Annotated in this window: 14 protein-coding genes and 2 pseudogenes; 10 read left to right on the top strand and 6 right to left on the bottom strand. The window is 71.0% G+C overall.

Annotated features, from left to right (window positions below; translation table 11 throughout):
* Positions 1-37: 37 nt before the first annotated feature.
* Positions 38-1,246, bottom strand: a complete 1,209-nt coding sequence (locus D1369_RS07720) for a pyridoxal phosphate-dependent aminotransferase (RefSeq protein ID WP_007385717.1) — start codon at positions 1,244-1,246, stop codon at positions 38-40.
* An 87-nt stretch (positions 1,247-1,333) separates the two neighbouring features.
* On the opposite strand from D1369_RS07720, the gene D1369_RS07715 reads away from it, so the two are divergent.
* Positions 1,334-1,960, top strand: a complete 627-nt coding sequence (locus D1369_RS07715) for a winged helix-turn-helix transcriptional regulator (protein WP_037901884.1) — start codon at positions 1,334-1,336, stop codon at positions 1,958-1,960.
* Between the two features lie 40 nt (positions 1,961-2,000).
* Here D1369_RS07715 and D1369_RS07710 read toward each other — a convergent pair whose 3' ends face one another.
* From D1369_RS07710 to D1369_RS07700, 3 genes are all read right to left on the bottom strand, one after another.
* Entirely contained in the window at positions 2,001-2,810 is an 810-nt protein-coding gene (locus D1369_RS07710) for a hypothetical protein (RefSeq protein WP_037901887.1), read from the bottom strand.
* Positions 2,810-4,075, bottom strand: coding sequence for a VWA domain-containing protein (locus D1369_RS07705; protein ID WP_007385720.1), 1,266 nt, complete (start codon positions 4,073-4,075; stop codon positions 2,810-2,812). Before D1369_RS07705 ends, D1369_RS07710 begins: the two co-directional genes overlap by 1 nt.
* 68 nt (positions 4,076-4,143) lie before the next feature.
* On the bottom strand, positions 4,144-5,631 hold the full coding sequence (locus tag D1369_RS07700; RefSeq protein ID WP_118082360.1) for an IucA/IucC family siderophore biosynthesis protein: 1,488 nt from the start codon (positions 5,629-5,631) through the stop codon (positions 4,144-4,146).
* Between the two features lie 70 nt (positions 5,632-5,701).
* Here D1369_RS07700 and D1369_RS07695 point away from each other — a divergent pair, with 70 nt between their 5' ends.
* The 4 genes from D1369_RS07695 (at position 5,702) to D1369_RS07680 (ending at position 13,536) form a co-directional block, all read left to right on the top strand.
* Complete coding sequence (locus tag D1369_RS07695) at positions 5,702-7,219, top strand: IucA/IucC family protein (RefSeq protein ID WP_162951003.1); 1,518 nt, start codon at positions 5,702-5,704, stop codon at positions 7,217-7,219.
* Positions 7,220-7,622: 403 nt separating this feature from the next.
* The gene (locus D1369_RS07690; RefSeq protein WP_118082359.1) at positions 7,623-12,380 is read left to right on the top strand and encodes an RHS repeat-associated core domain-containing protein; all 4,758 of its coding nucleotides are present in this window, start codon (positions 7,623-7,625) and stop codon (positions 12,378-12,380) included.
* A gap of 62 nt (positions 12,381-12,442) precedes the next feature.
* Entirely contained in the window at positions 12,443-13,192 is a 750-nt protein-coding gene (locus D1369_RS07685) for a hypothetical protein (RefSeq protein WP_118082358.1), read from the top strand.
* Positions 13,189-13,536: a hypothetical protein gene (locus tag D1369_RS07680; RefSeq protein WP_118082357.1), complete on the top strand. Its 348-nt coding sequence runs from the start codon at positions 13,189-13,191 to the stop codon at positions 13,534-13,536. The genes D1369_RS07685 and D1369_RS07680 overlap by 4 nt, the downstream gene beginning before the upstream one ends.
* Before the next feature lie 82 nt (positions 13,537-13,618).
* Here D1369_RS07680 and D1369_RS43735 read toward each other — a convergent pair.
* Positions 13,619-13,953 (bottom strand): annotated as a pseudogene (locus D1369_RS43735) (IS5/IS1182 family transposase); the annotation flags it as partial.
* A 60-nt stretch (positions 13,954-14,013) separates the two neighbouring features.
* Here D1369_RS43735 and D1369_RS07670 point away from each other — a divergent pair.
* The 5 genes and pseudogenes from D1369_RS07670 to D1369_RS07655 all read left to right on the top strand — a co-directional run bounded on the left by D1369_RS07670 (position 14,014) and on the right by D1369_RS07655 (position 16,490).
* Entirely contained in the window at positions 14,014-14,706 is a 693-nt protein-coding gene (locus D1369_RS07670; RefSeq protein ID WP_240436057.1) for a phosphotransferase, read from the top strand.
* Between the two features lie 23 nt (positions 14,707-14,729).
* Positions 14,730-14,912, top strand: a complete 183-nt coding sequence (locus D1369_RS07665) for a hypothetical protein (RefSeq protein ID WP_158680176.1) — start codon at positions 14,730-14,732, stop codon at positions 14,910-14,912.
* A 259-nt stretch (positions 14,913-15,171) separates the two neighbouring features.
* Positions 15,172-15,261 (top strand): annotated as a pseudogene (locus tag D1369_RS43730) (integrase); the annotation flags it as partial.
* 24 nt (positions 15,262-15,285) lie between these two features.
* Positions 15,286-16,191 carry a HipA family kinase gene (locus D1369_RS07660; RefSeq protein WP_007385727.1) on the top strand — a complete coding sequence of 302 codons (906 nt, stop codon included), beginning with the start codon at positions 15,286-15,288 and terminating at the stop codon, positions 16,189-16,191.
* An 11-nt stretch (positions 16,192-16,202) separates the two neighbouring features.
* A complete protein-coding gene (locus D1369_RS07655; RefSeq protein WP_007385728.1) occupies positions 16,203-16,490 on the top strand; it encodes a SelT/SelW/SelH family protein in 288 nt (95 codons plus the stop codon).
* A 12-nt stretch (positions 16,491-16,502) separates the two neighbouring features.
* Here the strand turns inward: D1369_RS07655 and aceB are convergent, their stop codons facing one another.
* Entirely contained in the window at positions 16,503-18,137 is a 1,635-nt protein-coding gene (aceB, locus tag D1369_RS07650; RefSeq protein WP_118082355.1) for a malate synthase A, read from the bottom strand.
* Positions 18,138-18,276 lie beyond the last annotated feature (139 nt).

Raw genomic sequence — 18,276 nt, 5'->3', positions numbered from 1 at the left:
CGCTCTCACCGACCGTGAATCCCATCCACACCACCAGCTACTGCCGGTACCCGCTCAGGAACCGCCCGATCCGCCCGATGGCCGCCTCCAGGTCCTGTGCGTGAGGCAGCGTCAGGACGCGGAAGTGGTCCGGGGTCGGCCAGTTGAAGCCGGTGCCCTGGACGACCTGGATCTTCTCCCGCAGCAGCAGGTCCAGGACGAACTTCTCGTCGTCGTGGATCTTGTGGACCTTGGGGTCCAGTCGCGGGAAGGCGTACAGCGAGCCCTTCGGCTTCACACACGAGACGCCGGGGATCTCGTTGAGCTTCTCCCAGGCCACGGTGCGCTGTTCGTACAGTCGGCCGCCGGGTGCGGTCAGCTCGTGGATGGACTGGCGGCCGCCGAGCGCGGCCTGGATGGCGTACTGGGCGGGGGCGTTGGCGCACAGCCGCATGGAGGCCAGCATGGTCAGGCCCTCCAGGTAGCTCTTCGCGTGCTGCTTGGGGCCGGTGACCACCAGCCAGCCCGAGCGGAAGCCCGCCACCCGGTACGTCTTCGACAGGCCGCAGAAGGTCAGGACGACCAGGTCGGGGGCGAGGGCGGCGACCGAGTGGTGCACGGCGTCGTCGTACAGGATCTGGTCGTAGATCTCGTCGGCGAAGACCATCAGGCCGTGCCGGCGGGCGAGGTCGAGGATGCCCTCGATGATCTCCTTGGGGTAGACCGCGCCGGTGGGGTTGTTCGGGTTGATGATGACGACGGCCTTGGTGCGGTCGGTGATCTTCGAGGCCATGTCGTCCAGGTCCGGGTACCAGTCGGCCTGTTCGTCGCAGAGGTAGTGGACCGCCTTGCCGCCGGCGAGCGTGGTGACCGCCGTCCAGAGGGGGAAGTCGGGGGCGGGGATGAGGATTTCGTCGCCGTCCTCGACGAGCGCCTGTACGGCCATCGAGATCAGTTCGGAGATGCCGTTGCCGAGGAAGACGTCGTCCACGCCGACCTCCAGGCCCAGGGTCTGGTAGCGCCCCGCCACGGCCCTGCGGGCGGAGAGGATGCCGCGCGAGTCGGTGTAGCCGTGGGCCTGCGGGAGCATCCGGATCATGTCCTGGAGGATCTCCTCCGGCGCCTCGAAGCCGAACAGCGCGGGGTTGCCGGTGTTGAGGCGCAGCACGCTGTGGCCCGCCTCCTCCAGTGCGTCGGCGTGCTCGATCACCGGGCCGCGGATCTCGTAACAGACCTCGCTGAGCTTGCTCGACTGCCGGAACTCCATGCGCTGCTGCCTCTCCGGTTTCCTGTGTTGCTTGGTTTTACCAAGTAGGAGCTTGGAAAGTCCAACAACTTGTCTAGACTGCGTCGCATGTCACCTCGCCGAAGCTACGACCAGTACTGTTCCGCGGCCCGCGCCCTCGACGCCGTGGGCGACCGCTGGACCCTGCTGATCGTCCGGGAACTGCTGTCGGGGCCGCGCCGCTACACGGACCTGCACGCCGACCTGCCCGGCGTGAGCACGGACGTACTCGCCTCCCGGCTGAAGGACATGGAGCGCGACGGCCTGACCACACGGCGCCGGCTGCCCCCGCCCGGCGCGGCCTACGTCTACGAACTCACCTCGCGCGGACGCGAGTTGCTGCCGGTGCTCCAGGCCCTCGGCACCTGGGGCGGGCCCGAACTCGCCGAACGTCGGCCCACCGACGCCGTCCGCGCGCACTGGTTCGCGCTGCCCCTGCTGCGCTCGCTGGAGGGCGAGGGGCTCGTCGAAGTGCGGCTGGAGGAGGGGGACTTCCATCTGTACGTCGGCGCTCAGGACGGTCCCGCGTACGGCCACGGGGCGGCCCCCCGGGAGCCCGACGCCCGGATGGTCCTGGACGCGGAGACCTGCGAGGCCCTCAGCCGGGGGGAGTTGGACCTGCCGGCCGCGGTCCGCGGCGGCCGGGTCGAGGTGACCGGGGACGGGACGATCGCCAAGCTGCTGCGGACGGGGTGAACGAAGAAGGCCCGCCGGAGCGGGCCTTCCCGACGCGTCATCAGGCTCCCGGCGGCACCCGGGAGGGTCGCCCCGCGCCGCGGGTCAGCGCATACCCGCCGACCCCGGCCAGCGCGGCGAGCATGCCGCCGATCGCGGTCCACACCCACCGGTCGGACCACCAGCCGGAGGACCAGCCGTCCTCGGGTTCGATGGCGGACAGCACGGCGGAGTCCTTCGAACCGTCCTTGTCCGCCTCGGACTTCACCGCGATGCCCGGCACCAGCGGCTCGGCCAGCGAGCCGTCCACCGCGGCCGAACCGCCGATGTCCTTGGAGTCGACCCGGACCTCGGTGGCGACCGGGAGACCCAGGTCGGCCGTGGTGAGACCGACGGCCGTCAGCCGCACGTAGTACGTGCCCGGCAGCGGGTCGTTGGCCCAGGTCTCCGACCAGGCGCGGACCGTGCGCAGGGTGCAGGCCAGCTCCACCGAGGAGGAGTCCGTGGCGGCGGTGCGGGTCTGGGCGCCGTACTGGCAGGACTGGCGGCGGCGCAGTCCGTCGTACACGTCGACCTGCCAGGTCTGCGCGGCATGGGTCTCGGGCAGCTTCACCGTCGCCTTCACGGTGGGGCGCTGTCCGGCGTCCGCGGGGAACGACCAGTACAGGTAGTCGCCCGTGGAGCCGCTCGCCGTGGCGGTCTGCCCCTGTTCGACCTCGGTCGCCGTACGGAAGGAGGTGCCCGCCTGGGTAGGCGCGTCACCGTCCGCCGAGGCCGAATCCGTGGGCGTGGGCGAGGAGTCGGCGACGGCCGGTGCGACGGCCAGCCCGAGCATCAGCAGGGATGCGCTCAACGCGCGTGTGATCCGCATCAGTTGGTCCTCCAGACCGCTACCCGCCAGCGAGACAGCCAGCCCCACAGCAGACCGGCGACGAAGCCGGCGAGGATCAGCACACCGAGCAGCCACCAGCCGCGCCCGAGACCGAAGGAGGCCACGTCGCTCGCCTTGGACGGCGCGTCCACGACATCGACGGTCAGTTCGAGAGGCAGACCCGGCGTGGTCTTCACCCCGGAGGCGGCCGAGAAGGAGTTGGTGATCTGGAGGCAGACGGCCTCGGCGGGGGCGTCCTCGTCGTCGCTGTCCGCCTTCGGGTACCTGAGTCCCGTGGAGATCACGTCGGTACGGCCGTTGCCCGCACCCTCCCCGCGCACGATCTCCCGGCCGTGCACGGTCACCGCCCGCAGCAGCACCCCGTACGACGGGTTCACGGCCCGGTCGGCTCCCACGCTCACCGAGGCCCGCAGCTCCTGGCCCGGGTCGACGTCCACCCGGTACCAGCGCTGCTGGGTGAACTCCTCGCGGTCGGTGTACAGCCCGGACTTCAGCGTGGGCGCCGTGGCACAGGTGCCGGCCCCCTCGGTGGCCACGGGCGTCACCACCGGGTCGGCCGCGCGGTCCACCAACTGGTTGACTTTGTCGGTGAGTTCGTCGGCGTGCTCGACGGAGGTGTAGGTACCGCCGGTCGCCTCCGCGATGCAGCTCAGCTGCTTCCGCATCTTGGTGTTCGGGACCAGGCCGAGGGTGTCGATGGTCAGCCCGATGCCCTTGGCGCCGATCTCGCGGGCCACCTCGCACGGGTCGAGCGGGGCGCAGGTGTCCTCACCGTCGCTGATCAGCACGATCCGCTTGGAGGAGGCGCTGTCGGTGAAGTCGCCGGCCGACTTCAGCAGCGCGGGGCCGATCGGTGTCCAGCCGGTGGGCGAGAGCGTCGCCACCTGCGTCTTGGCCTCGGTGCGGTCCAGGGTGCTGACCGGGTAGAGCTGCGCGGTGTCCTTGCAGCCCGTCTTCTGGTTGTCGCCCGGGTAGTTGGCGCCGAGGGTCCGGATGCCGAGCTGGACCTCCTCGGGCGTCGCGTCCAGCACCTCGTTGAAGGCCCGCTTCGCCGCCGCCATCCGGGTGCCGCCGTCGATGTCCGCCGTCCGCATCGAGCCGCTCACGTCGAGGACGAGATCGACCTGGGGTGCGGTGCCGCCCGTGGGTTCACCGGCTGCCGCCGTGACCGGGAAGGCGATCCCGGCCGTCAGGGCGGCGAGCAGGGCGCACACTCCTGCCGCCAGCCGTTTTCTTGTGATCATCGCCGGATCCTATTGATCAGGTGCGCCGGGCTCCAAAACGGCCGCTCACCGGGCTCCGAAACGGCCGCTCAGAGAAGGGGGTTGGGCAGTTCGGTCCACTGGTCGCCCGGTGTCCCCGGCGAGAGCCGCATCAGCGTCAACGCCTTCGTGGGCAGCGGCTGTTCGAGCAGCGCGGTCAGATCAGGGGTGCGCGGCAGGTCCCGTACGGCCGTCTCCAGCGCCCCTCGCAACGCCGTCGCCGAACCCGCCGTACCCGCGAGGGCCCCGGCCACCAGAGAGCCGAACAGCTTGCGCCGCAGGGTCGTCACGTCGTCCGTGACGACCCGCCCGGACAGGGCCGGAACCGGGATGCCGTGCCGCGCCAGCCTGGCCGGGCTGACCCGGATGTCGGCGAGGTCCCGGTAGACCAGACGGAGCGGCGCGCCCGACTCGGACAGGACCAAGAGGAGGTTCTGGCCGTGGGCCTCCAGGGCGACGCCGAGCTCCAGGAGCCGCAGCCCGGCGGTGAGGGCCAGCCGGGCGAACTCGGCCAGCCATGCCGGGGATTCGGGCAGTTCCGTGGTGGCAAGGGCCGCGACAGGCAGGACCCGGTCGCCGTACGCCTGCGGGGACTCGCGCAACACGGCCGCCAGCTCGGGCGAGTTGGCGGTCACCGCCCCCAGCGTGCGGGTGAAGTGCAGGAGCCCGTCCATGCGTGCGGTCAGTGTCTCCGCGAACTCCGAGAGGGTCGCCGACATACCGATCGAGTAGACGGAGATGTCCCGCACCGAGGACGTGAGCCGTGCGCTGAGCGCGGTCTTCACATGCGGTCCGCCGCCGGTCAGGGCGAGGGTGCGCAGGGACATCAGCGGGTGCGCCTCGACACCTCCCTGGGCGGGCCGCTTCAGCACATGCTCCGCCTGCCAGGGATGCACGGGCAGCAGCAGCCGCTCCCCGTCCCGCAGCTCCGCCGGCCACGCCCCCGTAAGCAGGCACTCGTCGACCGGCACGGGCATCAGCCCCAGCCGTACCAGTGGCCGGTGCTCGGGCCCGTAGGCCAGCTGCTCGGCCACCGAGAAGCCCGGCCGGGAACGGCAGTTGGGGTGGTAGGGGTGCCCGTCGACGATCCGCTGCTCCCACTGCCAGTCGTGCGTCGGCCACTCCTTCGAGCCCGGCGGCTGCCCCGCCCTCGACAGCGCCATCGACGCGACACTGTCGGCGAGTTCGGCCGCGAAGTCCGCCCCGTGCGGCACTCCGAGGCCGGTCATCAGACGCGCCGGATCGTCGTGGGCGACCTCGTCGAGCCGTACGGCGGTGACGTGGGCGGCGGTGGCGAACGGGTCCGGATGCGGCCCCTGCAGCCGACGGCCGTCCGAGAGACGCAGGGTGAGCCCCTCCCGGCCGGCCTCCCGCGCCGCGATCCAGGGCAGCGGCTCGTGCGTGAGCCCCCGCCACAGCCGGGACAGCACGGCCGCGCGGGCGCCGGGCAGCTCGGCCGCGTACCGCGCCACGAGGTCGGGGCGCAGGACGGCCAGCTCTTCGGCGAACCGGGCCTCGGCGGCGGGGGGACGGTGCACGGGCGGACTCCTCGGATACGGTGGCACAGCGGGGCCGTGACGGCAGACATACTGATCGTCATCGCCCCAGATGAACCGTAGAGAACGAGTGAACCGCGTGGATCTCCCGCCCCCGCCGGCCGACACAGCCGTCGCACACGGCGCCGACGCGTACGCGGCGGCGCCCCTGCTGAACTGCCTGCTGCGCGAGGTCGCCGTCCCGCTCCCGGACCCCGGCGAGCGCAGGGTGTACCGGCTGCCCAGCGGGCGCCTGCTCAGGGTGCGGGGCGATCGGCGGCCCGCCGAGCCCGAGGTGCGCACGGCGCCCGGCTGGCGGCGGGTGGGGCACACCGAACTCGTGAAGCTGGCCGCCGAGGAACTGACCCGGCACACCGGAGTGTCCAACCACGAGCTGCCCGCCGAGATGATCGACAGCCGGGACGCGGTGGCCGCCCTGCTCATGGCCAGGGCCCGGGCGACGGTGCCCGACGACCCGTACCAGCGCTCCGAGCAGTGCCTGGTCACCGGCCATCCCCACCACCCCGCCCCCAAGGCCCGCGGCGGCGGCCCCGTCGCCACCTGGCTGCCGTACGCCCCCGAGGCCCACGCCCGTTTCCCGCTGGTCCTGCTCGGGGTGCGCGAGGACGCCGTCGTCGAGGAGGGCGACACCGCGGCCCTCGACACGCTCGGCGAGGCCCCGCCCGGCTACCGACTGCTTCCCGCCCATCCCTGGCAGCTCGACCTGGTGCACTGTGCGGAGGCCTTCGAGGACGGCCGCCTGGTCCGGCTCGGCACGACCCGGTTCGAGACCTGGCCGACGGCCGCGATCCGCACGGTGTACGCCCCTTCGCGGGACCTGTTCCTCAAGTTCAGCCTCGACGTCCGCATCACGAACGACATCCGGCGGCTCTGGCGCCACGACCTGCTCACACTCCGCCGTACGGATGAAGCGGTCGTGAACGCCTTCGCCGCGAGCCCCGGGTCCGCCGCCTGGCTGAGCGACCGCGGCTACCGCACCGCCGACTTCGCCTTCGAGGAACTCGCCGTCCTGGTCCGCGACGGTCTGCGCGACCATGTGCGATCCGGGGCGACCCCGCTGCTCGCCGCGGCCCTGGTGGAGGGCTTCGAGGGCAACCCGCTCGACGCCGCCGAGGACCCGGCGGCCTGGTGGGAGGCGTACCTGGGCGCGGTCGTCCCGCCCGCCCTCGCCGCCTTCGCCGACCACGGCGTCGTACTCGAGGCCCACCTTCAGAACACCCTGGTCGCCGTGGATGGCGACGGCACGCCCGTGCAGGCGCTGTTCCGGGACGCCGAGGGCGTGAAGCTGCTGCCGGACGTCCCGCGCGCGGCCGGCTGGGAGCGGCTGGTGTACTGCCTGGTCGTGAACCACCTGTGCGAGGTCGCCGCCGCCCTCGCCGAACGCCGGCCCGGCTTCGACCCCTGGCCGGCCGTCCGCCGCGAGCTGTCCCGCCACGACCTCCCCGAGGCCGCCGCCCTCCTCACCGCCCCCACCCTGCCCGGCAAGACGAACCTGCTGCTGCGGTGGACGGGGGCGGACGGGGCGGACGCACGGTACCTGCCGCTGCCGAACCCAGTCGCCGGCGCCTGATCCGAAGGGCACGGAACGCCGTGGCCCCGGAAGCCGCCGTCCCTTCCGTGGTCCGGCTGGTGGGACACCGTGCCCTGGTAAAGGCGGGGTTCACCTGCGAAGGAGTCCTGCGCAGCGTCGCCTTCCGCGACCGGTAGTGGCGTGACGGCGTGTGCTACGGAATTCTGCGCGGCGACCTCGCCTGAGCGTCCGCGCCCCCGGGCGACCAGGATCGGCCAAGCGCCATCCGGAGCCCTCCGGCCCCGGACGGCCCCGCGCCCCGGGTGGTCGAGCCCGCGACGCCGTGGAGCACCGGCATACCGCAACAGCCCCCGCCAGGCATTTCGAAACGTTTATTCTAGTTGGTGTCTCGTGGCGAACAAGTAGCTGTTGTTGCTGGAGAGTTGACGGGGGAGTCGCAGGCATGGGTGTGGTGCTGCCTGGGTGGGCGGATGAGCTGCTGGACCTGATCGGGGTGTCCTGGCCGAACGTGGACGAGGACGACTACCGGCTGATGGCAGATGCCATGCGGGAGTTCGCTGACGACATCAAGGACGGCACGGCGACCGCCCATCAGGGGATCCAGGCGCTGGTCGCTTCCTCCGGTGGCTCGTTGGCCGCGGAGGCGCTCGATGCCCATTGGGGCAAGATCCGTGGCAAGCATCTGGAGAACCTGGCCGAGTGCGGCCGGCTGGCGGCGACCGCGCTGGACGGCGTGGCGGTGGTCATCGAGGGCGCCAAGGCCGCGGCCGTGGTCCAACTGGGCATTCTCGCAGCGGAGGTCGCCGCGGCCCAAGCCGCGGCGCCCCTGACGTTGGGGCTGTCGGAGTTGGGCGCGCTCGGGGCCACGCAGGCAACCCGGCTGATACTGAAGCGCCTGTTCAAGGAGGCTGGTGAGCAGGCCGCCGAGCAGGTGGTCGGCATGGCGCTGGCCCCGGTGGAACAGGCGCTGGGTGCCATGGTCGGGGACCTGGTGGTCCAACTGGGCGGCAACGCCCTTGGCGTGCAGAACGGCGTCGACCTGAGCCAGACCGCGCGGGCGGGCAAGGCCGGTCTCGGCGAGGGGGCCGACGCCACCAAGGGGCAGATGAAACTGGCCAGCGCCGGCGGTGGCGGTGGCGGTGGCGGTGGCGGTGGCGGTGGCGGTGGTGGAGGGGCGGGTAGTGGTTCGTTCACTTTCGACCCGGACGAGTACGAACGGGCCTCCACCAGTCTGACGAGCGCGGGGGGCGTCTTCCGGAACCGTGCCGGGGGCCGGATCAGCACGGCCAAGGGCCACTACGGGCGTACGAAGGGCAAGGATGCGATCGCCGATACGGCGAACGCCGTGCTGGACAAGGTGATCGACGGCATTGAGGAGGCCGTCAAGAAGTCCGCCAAGCACCTCGACGACAGCATGACGCGTGGCCTGAAGCAGATGGCCCGCAACCATCAGGACAACGACCGTGGTCTGGCCGATCACTTCGACGGCCTCCGCAAGGGCGGCGGCGGCAGCGCAGGATCCCCCAAGTCCGGCCCGGGCACATCCCTGGCCTCCACAGGGCCGGGAACGGGGCGGCGCGGCGGCGACTCGACGAGCCCCCTGCGGGAGGGCGCGGGCGGTGACGGGCTGGGGACCGCACAGCCGGCCAACGGCCGCTGCAAGGGCGGCGACCCGATCGACCTGATATCCGGCGAGATGATCCTCACCGAGACCGACGTGAGTCTGCCCGGCCTGCTGCCCCTGGTCGTCGAGCGCACGCACGTGTCGTCGTACCGCTGCGGTCAGTGGTTCGGCCGTTCCTGGGCCTCCACGCTCGACCAGCGGCTGGAGGCCGATGGCGACGGGCTGGTCCTGGCCGCGGCCGACGGCATGCTGCTGGTCTACCCCGTTCCGCGCCCCGGCGAGTCGGTCCTGCCGGCGCACGGCCCCCGCTGGCCGCTGACCTGGGACGGCACACCGGGCGGGGAGATCCATGTCACGGACCCCGCCACCGGCCACACCTTCCACTTCGCTCCCATCACGGAGCCCGCCCCCGGGACCCCGGCCGCCCACCGGATGACCCTGCCGCTGTCCGGGGTCTCCGACCGCAACGGCCACCGCCTGGAGATAGACCGTACCGAGTCCGGCACCCCTGTCGAGGTCTGGCACAGCGGCGGCTACCGGATCGCCGTCGACACCGACGACAACCGGATCACCGCGCTGCGGCTGCTCGACACCGAGGACGGCGGCCCCCAGGGCACGGCACTGCGCCGGTACGGGTACGACGTACACGGTGACCTCGTCGAGGTCGTCGACGCCCTGGGTCATGCCGCCCGCTTCACCTACGACGGCAACGGCCGCATCGTCGAGCGCACCGACCGCAACGGCGGCTGGTACCGCTGGGAGTACGACAGTTCGGACCGCTGCATCCGCGGCACCGGCGCCGACGGCTTCCTCTCCTGCACCCTCGACTACGACCCGGTCGGCCGCGCCAACCGGTACACCGACTCCCTCGGACACACCACCGTCTACCGCTACGACGAGCACCGGCGGCTGACCGGCTGGACCGACGCCGAGGGCAATACCGTCCACCGCGTGTGGGACGGCCCCGAGCGCCTGGCCTCGGCCACCGACGCCCTGGGCCGTACCACTCGCTACGAGTACGACGACGCCGGGAACACCACCGCCGTCCTCCGCCCCGACGGACACGTCATGCGCGCGCTCCACAACGACCTCGGCCTGCCCGTCGAGATCACCGAGGAGGACGGCGCCACCTGGCGGTACACCTACGACGAGCGGGGCAACCGGCTCTCGGCCACCGACCCGGCCGGTGCCGTCACCCACTACACCTACGACGCGCAGGGCCGGCCGACCACGATCACCGACGCCCTGGGACACACCCGCCGGATCGCGGCCGACGCGGCCGGCCTGCCCGTGGCCCTCACCGACGCCCTGGGCCACACCACCACAGTCGAGCGGGACGCCTTCGGCCGCGTACGCACCTTCACCGATGCCGACGGCCGCACCGAGAGGTTCGGCTGGACGACGGAGGGCCGGCCCGCCTGGCGCGAACTGGCCGACGGCGCAATGGAAATGTGGGAATGGGACGGCGAGGGCAACCTCGTCGCCGCCACCGACCGGGCCGGGAACACCTCCCGTTTCACCTTCACCCACTTCCACCTCCCCGCCTCCCGCACCACACCCGACGGCGTCCGCCACACCTTCCACCACGACACCGAACTGCGCCTCACCGGTGTCGCGGCCCCGGACGGCCGCGTCTGGGAGTACGCGTACGACGCAGCCGGACGCCTGATCCGCGAGAAGGACTTCGCGGGCCGCACCCTCACCTACCGGCCCGATCCGACCGGCGCGCTCGCCGCCCGCACCAACGGCGCGGGCGAGACGACGACCTACGTGCGCGATGTCCTGGGCCGCCCCGTCGAGGAGCACTCGGCCGACGGCGTCAGCACCTTCGCCTACGACCTCTCCGGCGCCCTGCTGCGCTCAGCCAACGGCACCACCACCGTGGAGCACACCTACGACCTGCTGGGCCGCAAGCTGTCCGAGACCGTCAACGGCCGCACCACCACCTGGGCGTACGACGTGCTGGGCCGCCGCATCGAGCGCCGCACCCCGTCGGGCACCGTCTCCACGTGGAGCTACGACGCCGCGGGCCGGCCCACGGCCCTGGACACCGAAGGCCACCGGATCGACTTCACTTTCGACGCCACCGGCCGTGAGATCCTGCGGGGCCTCGGGCCCGGCCTCAGCCTCACCCACGACTGGGACACCCATGGCCGCCTCGGCGCCCAGCAACTGTCCCACGGCGACCAACTGCTGGAGCACCGGCGCTACAGCTACCGCCCGGACGGATTCCTGACCGAGATCCAGGACCTGACCGGCAGCAGCCGCCGCTTCGACCTCACCCCCGCCGGGCGGGTCACCGCCGTCCACGGCACCGGCTGGAGCGAGTCGTACGCCTACGACCCCGCCGGCAACCTCACCCGCGCCGCCCGCCCCGGCACCGACCCGGACGCCACCACCAGCGAATACGACGGCAACCGGCTGCGCCGTTTCGGCCGTACGACCTGCGAGTACGACGGCAACGGGCGCCTGGTCCGCCGTCGCACCCGGCTCCTCAACGGCCAGACCAAGATCCATACCTACACCTGGAACAGCGAAGACCGGCTGACCGGCACCACGACCGCCGACGGCGCCCGCTGGGTCTACGAGTACGACGCAGCGGGCCGACGAACCGCCAAGCGGCGACTCGACGCGGACGGGCAGACGGCCGAGGAGACCCTCTTCGCCTGGGACGGCACCCGGCTGTCCGAACAGACCACCCTGGCCGGAAGAACGACCACCTGGGACTACCACTCCGGCACCCACCGCCCGCTCACCCAGCTCGACCGACACCCCGCAGCCGACCCGCGCTTCCACGCCGTCGTCACCGACCTGTCCGGCGCGCCCACCGAACTCGTCACCCCGGACGGCACCATCGCCTGGCGCGGACGCACCACTGTCTGGGGGCTGCCCCTGCCCGCCCCTTCGGACAGCCCGGCCACCGAGGCCACCGACTGCCCGCTGCGCTTCCCCGGCCAGTACGCCGACGAGGAGACCGGCTGGCACTACAACTACTTCCGGCACTACGACCCGGAAACCGCCCGCTACCTCAGCCACGACCCCCTCGGCCTGGCCGCGGCCCCCAACGACTACGCCTACGTCGACAACCCGTTCACGATCGCCGACCCGCTCGGCCTCATGCCCGCCATCCACGGCCCGAACGGCCAGTGGATGCGCGATCCCAACGCGCCGGTCATCCAGCACAACCGCGACACCGAGTACCCCAGCAGCTACCGGCAGTCCACCCACGACGCCATGGCCTCGCAGTGGACCGTGGAGGGCCAGATGCAGGGCGGCGTCCCCGTCTACCCGGCCGGGCACGCCAACGCGGGCCAGCGCATTCCCCGGGACCAGCTGAACTGGTTCGACTCCAACGGCAACCCGGTCCCCAGCGACCAGCTGACCTACGAGCACATGCACCCGGTCGTCCAGCACTGGAACCAGACCGGATACAACACCGACCGCGGCACCCGCAACGACTACTACAACGACACGAATAACCTGGTGCCCATGAGCCGCAGCCAGAACTCTGCGGGCGGCGGACGGATGACGGCGACGTACCGGCAGGACACCGGACCCAACTACTCCTGCTCCTGACCCGCTCCGGCAGCGGACACACTCAGAGGCACAACAGTGAGCGACAGGAAGAGAGCCAGACGATGGACCTGACGTCGAAGGTGGCCGCCCAGCCCGGAGCCGCCCCCATCGAGGGCCTGCCCGACGCCTGGCACTGGTCCCGCATGATCTTCAACTTCGACGCCGTCCTCACCCCGGACCACACGCATCTGCTGGAGATGCGGGTCATGGGCCGTTACGACGCGGCCCTGGCACAGGCCGTGCTCGCCTTCGCCCGCGAGCACAGCACTGCCATCACCGACAGTGGCCGGCCGCTGGTGGCTCTGGGCGGGTTCACCTGCCCCGGCTGGGAGTTCGACACCATCGCGGCCGTCGGCCCCGGCGTCCACGACAACCATGCGCAGGACGACGCCGACCTCCACAAGGCCACCTGGACCCTATTTCCCGGCTACCGCTGCGAGTTCTCCGGGACGGAGACCGAAGAAGAGGCCGTCCACCTGTTCCGACTGGCGCTCCAGCCGACCAAGCTCGACCGCGAGCGTGTCCCCTTCCTTCGGATGCGCTACGACAACACCCGCACCCAGAGCCACAGCACCGGCCCCGACCGCGGCATCGCCCCCCTGTCGGTCCTGCTGAACGGACTGTCCCTGCTGGAAGGCGCCCCCGGCAGCTGGGTCGAGTGGGAAAACCGCCTCGGCGAGATCCTCAAGGCCCAGGCCGACCCTGCGACCGGCCTCAGCCTGCACACCGCGGCCGGTGAGCGCGGTGTCACCAGCGAGGAACTGCTCGACCTCGCCGAACGGTCCGTCGTGCACGCCGGCGAGAGCGCGTGACCAGGATCCGGGCGAAGGCGTGGAACGGCGACACCTGGGACGACCCCGACGAGGACATGCTGTACGACCTCCTCAGCGAGCTCAACCTCGTCCACCGCTTCCTGATCGTCGAGCGGGCGGACTCACCTGCTCCCGGGCAGCACTACATCCAGGTGTACTTGGAGGACGACCACAGTTGCCTCGTCGAGTACCGCGACGGAGGCCCTCACGCCCACTATCAGGCCCGCGTCCCCGCCCCCTACGCCATGCACGGGCATGACCTGGCCGCAGACGCCGTCAAGAGCTGGGCACGCGACGACGACCACTGGCGTACTGCCCTGCCATGGTCCCCACTGACTGTCTGAACCGCCTGGAGCGACTCCGGTGCGGTGGCTCGGGCACTCCTCGTCGGCGAACACCCTCGGTGGCCAGGCTGAGGAAGGCTTCGTGGATGGCGTCGCGGATCTCCCGGCGGATGCGCAGTCGGCGGAACCAGTGCTGCAGCGCGAAGCTCTGCTCGACCACGGTGATCCCCAGGGCCCGCTCGGGCTTGCGGTACGTGTCGTGGTCGTAGCCGCGGTCGGCGTAGAGCGCGACCGGTCGTTGTCGGGGCCGTCCGCGCCAGCCGCGTTCGGGCGGGACGGTCTGGATCAGGGGGATGAGCTTGGGTGACGTCGTTGCGGTTTCCCGGTCGACCGGGCTCGGTCCTGTTTTGGGCCCCCCTTGAGAGCCCTGACGTGCGAGCCGTCGATCACCGCCCTCGACCAGTCCAGCGCGCCGGAGGTGTCCCATCAGACGCCACCATTCCAAGGTAAGTTGGAACTTTTTGTTAGGAGTTCTAAGTGCAGGACATCCCGGATGGCGAGAGCCTGAGGCTGGAGCACGGCTACACGAACGCCACACGTAAGTCGCAGGGGTACGTCGAGAAGCGCTACCTGGGGCCCCTTGCGAACGAGCGTCAGGAGGCGGAGTACCTGGCGCTCACCCGGCTGCAGGGCCGTTTCCCTGTGCCGGAGGTGGTTGCTGGTGCGCAGGACGAGGGCCTGCGCATCGCCTTCGTCAGCGGCGTGCACGCGCAGGACGCGCTCTCGACGGCGGGCCCTGACGGGGTGCTCGGCCTGTGTGGTGCCGCGCTGGCACTGTTGCATTCGCTCGACCCTGCGGACCTTGGCTACCCCTGCAAGCCCGGCGAGGGCCGCCTGGTGCACGGGGACTTCGGTCCGCAGAACGTTCTGCTCGATCACGCTGGCACCTCCGTGGCCGCCGTCATCGACTGGGAGTTCTCCCGCCTCGGTAATCCGTTGGAGGACCTTGCGATGGCCGAGTGGGTCATCCGCACCCACCATCCGGAGCTGGCAGGCCACCTGTCCTCCTTCTACCGTGCGTACGGTGCGCGGCCCGACTGGCCTGCGCGGAAGGAGGCCATGGTGCGCCTGTGCCATGGGTTCCGGGACTTCTGTGTCCAGTGGGGCGACCCGGAGGCGGTCGCCATGTGGGACCAGAGGATCTCCGCCACGGAGGGCTTCCGCGAATGAGGAGCGGCCTCAGAATCGCGATCGTGACCACTCCGCTGTACCCGGTGCCGCCGCGCGGCTACGGGCCTGTCGAGCGGCTCATGGCGATGCTCACGGTCGGTCTGCGAGAACGCGGGCACCACGTCACCGTCTTCTCGAGAGTCGGGCCCGGATCCCTGCCGGTGGCCGCCGAGGGCATCTCCGACCGGCATGCCGGTCGGAGATGACACTCCGCACGGCTACGAACCGTGCTGGGAGCTGTTCACGACGAACACCTACTAGGCGATCGACCGGGGGACATTCGACGTTGTCCATGAGAACACCAACCACGGCTTCGTCGCCCTCGCCGCGTCTGCCACCCCTGCAGCCCGGGTCGGAACGGTTCACACCACCGTCTCCTCGGCGCAGCGGCTCCTGCTGCAGGATCTGCAGAATGACATCGCGTGGATAGCCGTGAGCGGCACGCAGCGAGCGTCCGCCCCGGACGTCGCGGCGGGAGAGTCCGTGGTGACCCCGGCGCGATGGCTCGGGCATTCCTCCCCGGCTGTCACGCTTGGTTACTATGCTCACTTCATGCAATGAACGATGGGGCCTTGGGAGATGCTGAGAGAGGTAGCCGCGACCCGCTACATCGAACCCCTGCGCTCCGGCGGCTCCGTCCCCGGCGTCGTCGAGGCCGACGACCTGGGGACGTACGTCGTGAAGTTCACCGGCTCCGCCCAGGGCCGCAAGGCGCTGGTCGCCGAGGTGATCGTCGGTGAGCTGGCGCGGGCGCTGGGGCTGCGCTTCCCCGAACTGGTCCTGGTGCACTTCGACCCGGCGATCGCCGACAGCGAGCCGCACCAGGAGGTCCGGGACCTGCACGCGGCGAGCGCCGGGGTGAACCTCGGCATGGACTACCTGCCGGGTGCGCGCGACTTCACCCCCGAGATCGCCAGGACCTTCCCCGTGGACCCGCTGGAGGCCGGACGCGTCGTCTGGCTCGACGCGCTCACCGTCAACGTCGACCGCACGGTCCACAGCTCGAACCTGATGGTCTGGCCGACCCTGGGCATCGCGCCCCCGCGGCTGTGGCTGATCGACCACGGCGCCGCCCTCGTCTTCCACCACCGCTGGGAGGGCACGGACCCCTCGAAGTCCTACGACTTCCGCCACCACGCCCTCGGCCACTACGGCCCGGACGTCCGCGCCGCCGACGCGGAACTGGCGCCCAGGGTCACCCTCGACCTGCTGCGCGAGGTCACCGCGGCCGTTCCCGACGCCTGGCTCACCGACTTCGCGACGCCTGCCGAGGCACGCGAGGCCTACGTGACGTACCTCCACGCGCGCGTGCGGGCCTCCGGGGCATGGCTGCCCACCGACTTCCCCTCCCGGGACGAACTCGCCGCCGAGGAGGCCCAGCGGGCGGCGAGAACACAGGAAGGCCGGCCCGAGTGGCTGAAGCGGGTCCCCGACCTGCACGGCAAGCCGGCCGCGGAACAGGATTGGTCGGTGCACCTCGGATGACGGAGCCTCGGATGACGGAACCTTCTTCGCACTCCCGGCGGGTCGAGATCGAGTACTGCACCCAGTGCCGCTGGCTGCCGCGCGCGGCCTGGCTGGCGCAGGAGTTGCTCACGACCTTCGAGACCGAGCTGACGGAACTCGCCCTGAAGCCCGGCAAGGGCGGGATCTTCGTCGTGCGCGTCGACGACGAGATCGTCTGGGACCGGCGGGAGCAGGGCTTCCCGGAGCCCACGGCCGTCAAGCAGGCCGTACGCGACCGAGTGGCCCCGGGGAAGTCCCTGGGCCACTCGGACAAGTGAGCCTTCTGGAGATCAGCCGCGCAGTTGCTCGTACGCCGGCAGGGTCAGGAAGTCCGCGTAGTCGTCGTCGAGGGAGACCTGGAGCAGCAGGTCGTGGGCCTGCTGCCAGTGTCCGGCCGCGAAGGCCTCCTCGCCGATCTCCTGGCGGATGTTGGCGAGTTCCTCGGCGGCGACCTTGCGGGCCAGTTCCGGCGTGGCCTTCACGGTGTTTCCCGCGTGCTCGAACTCGACGCCCGCGTTGATCCACTGCCAGATCTGCGAGCGGGAGATCTCGGCGGTGGCCGCATCCTCCATCAGGTTGAAGATGGCCACCGCGCCCAGTCCGCGCAGCCAGGCCTCGATGTACCGGATGCCGACCTGGACGGCGTTGACGAGACCGGGGTACGTCGGCCTGGCCTCCAGCGAGTCGATCGCGATCAGGTCGGCGGCCTCGACGTGGACGTCCTCGCGCAGCCGGTCCTTCTGGTTCGGCCGGTCACCGAGGACCTTGTCGAAGGACTCCATGGCGATCGGCACCAGGTCGGGGTGGGCGACCCAGGAGCCGTCGAAGCCGTCGGCCGCCTCGCGGTCCTTGTCGGCGCGGACCTTCTCGAAGGCCACCTTGTTGACCTCGGCGTCCCGGCGCGAGGGGATGAAGGCCGCCATGCCGCCGATCGCGTGCGCGCCGCGCTTGTGGCAGGTGCGGACGAGGAGTTCGGTGTACGCGCGCATGAACGGGGCCGTCATCGTGACCGCGTTGCGGTCCGGCAGGACGAACTTGGCGCCGCCGTCACGGAAGTTCTTGACGATGGAGAACAGGTAGTCCCAGCGGCCCGCGTTCAACCCCGAGGCGTGGTCGCGGAGTTCGTAGAGGATCTCCTCCATCTCGTACGCCGCCGTGATCGTCTCGATCAGCACGGTCGCGCGGATGGTGCCCTGCGGGATGCCGGTGTACTCCTGCGCGAAGACGAACACGTCGTTCCACAGGCGCGCTTCGAGGTGCGACTCGGTCTTCGGGAGGTAGAAGTACGGCCCCTTGCCGAGGTCGAGCAGCCGCTGGGCGTTGTGGAAGAAGTACAGGCCGAAGTCGACGAGCGCGCCCGGGACCTGGGCGCCGTTCGCGTCGACCAGGTGCCGTTCGTTCAGGTGCCAGCCGCGCGGGCGCATGACGACCGTGGCGAGTTCCTCGTCGGCCTTGAGGGCGTAGGACTTGCCGGACTTCTCGTCGGTGAAGTCGATGTTCCGGGTGTACGCGTCGGCCAGGTTGACCTGCCCGAGCACGACGTTCTCCCACGTCGGCGCCGAAGCGTCCTCGAAGTCCGCGAGCCACACCCTGGCCCCGGAGTTCAGGGCGTTGATGGTCATCTTGCGGTCGGTGGGACCGGTGATCTCGACCCGGCGGTCGTCCAGGGCCGCGGGGGAGGGGGCCACCTTCCAGGAGTCGTCCGCGCGGATCGCGGCGGTCTCCGGGAGGAAGTCGAGCGTGGAGGTGCGGGCGATCTCGGCGCGGCGCTCGGCGCGGCGGGCGAGGAGCTCGTCACGCCGGGGCGTGAACCGGCGGTGCAGCTCGGCCACGAAGGCGAGGGCCGCCTCGGTGAGGACCTCCTCCTGCCGCGGCAGGGGCTCGGCGTCGACGATGGCCAGCGGGGACGGCGCTGGTGCGGACATGAGCGGTCACTTCCTTCAGCGGTGGCACCGGGTGCCAGTCGAACCGGGTACGCGAGCGGCGCCCCTCGCAGGGGTGAGGCGCTTCTGAGCAGTGGATACTAGTTTCCTCATCGTGGAAGTTCAATGGTTTGTTGATGTC

The sequence above is a fragment of the Streptomyces sp. CC0208 genome, from assembly GCF_003443735.1.
GTDB lineage: Bacteria > Actinomycetota > Actinomycetes > Streptomycetales > Streptomycetaceae > Streptomyces > Streptomyces sviceus.
Note: the sequence above shows the minus strand (reverse complement) of the source record. Positions and strands in the feature narration are given on the sequence as shown.

What these genes read in the sequence shown, in the direction of transcription:
- D1369_RS07720 (WP_007385717.1), bottom strand. Translation starts at nt 1,246, where the DNA reads ATGGAGTTCCGGCAGTCGAGCAAGCTCAGCGAGGTCTGTTACGAGATC.
- D1369_RS07715 (WP_037901884.1), top strand. Translation starts at nt 1,334, where the DNA reads ATGTCACCTCGCCGAAGCTACGACCAGTACTGTTCCGCGGCCCGCGCC.
- D1369_RS07710 (WP_037901887.1), bottom strand. Translation starts at nt 2,810, where the DNA reads ATGCGGATCACACGCGCGTTGAGCGCATCCCTGCTGATGCTCGGGCTG.
- D1369_RS07705 (WP_007385720.1), bottom strand. Translation starts at nt 4,075, where the DNA reads ATGATCACAAGAAAACGGCTGGCGGCAGGAGTGTGCGCCCTGCTCGCC.
- D1369_RS07695 (WP_162951003.1), top strand. Translation starts at nt 5,702, where the DNA reads ATGAACCGTAGAGAACGAGTGAACCGCGTGGATCTCCCGCCCCCGCCG.
- D1369_RS07690 (WP_118082359.1), top strand. Translation starts at nt 7,623, where the DNA reads ATGGGTGTGGTGCTGCCTGGGTGGGCGGATGAGCTGCTGGACCTGATC.
- D1369_RS07685 (WP_118082358.1), top strand. Translation starts at nt 12,443, where the DNA reads ATGGACCTGACGTCGAAGGTGGCCGCCCAGCCCGGAGCCGCCCCCATC.
- D1369_RS07660 (WP_007385727.1), top strand. Translation starts at nt 15,286, where the DNA reads ATGCTGAGAGAGGTAGCCGCGACCCGCTACATCGAACCCCTGCGCTCC.
- D1369_RS07655 (WP_007385728.1), top strand. Translation starts at nt 16,203, where the DNA reads ATGACGGAACCTTCTTCGCACTCCCGGCGGGTCGAGATCGAGTACTGC.
- aceB (WP_118082355.1), bottom strand. Translation starts at nt 18,137, where the DNA reads ATGTCCGCACCAGCGCCGTCCCCGCTGGCCATCGTCGACGCCGAGCCC.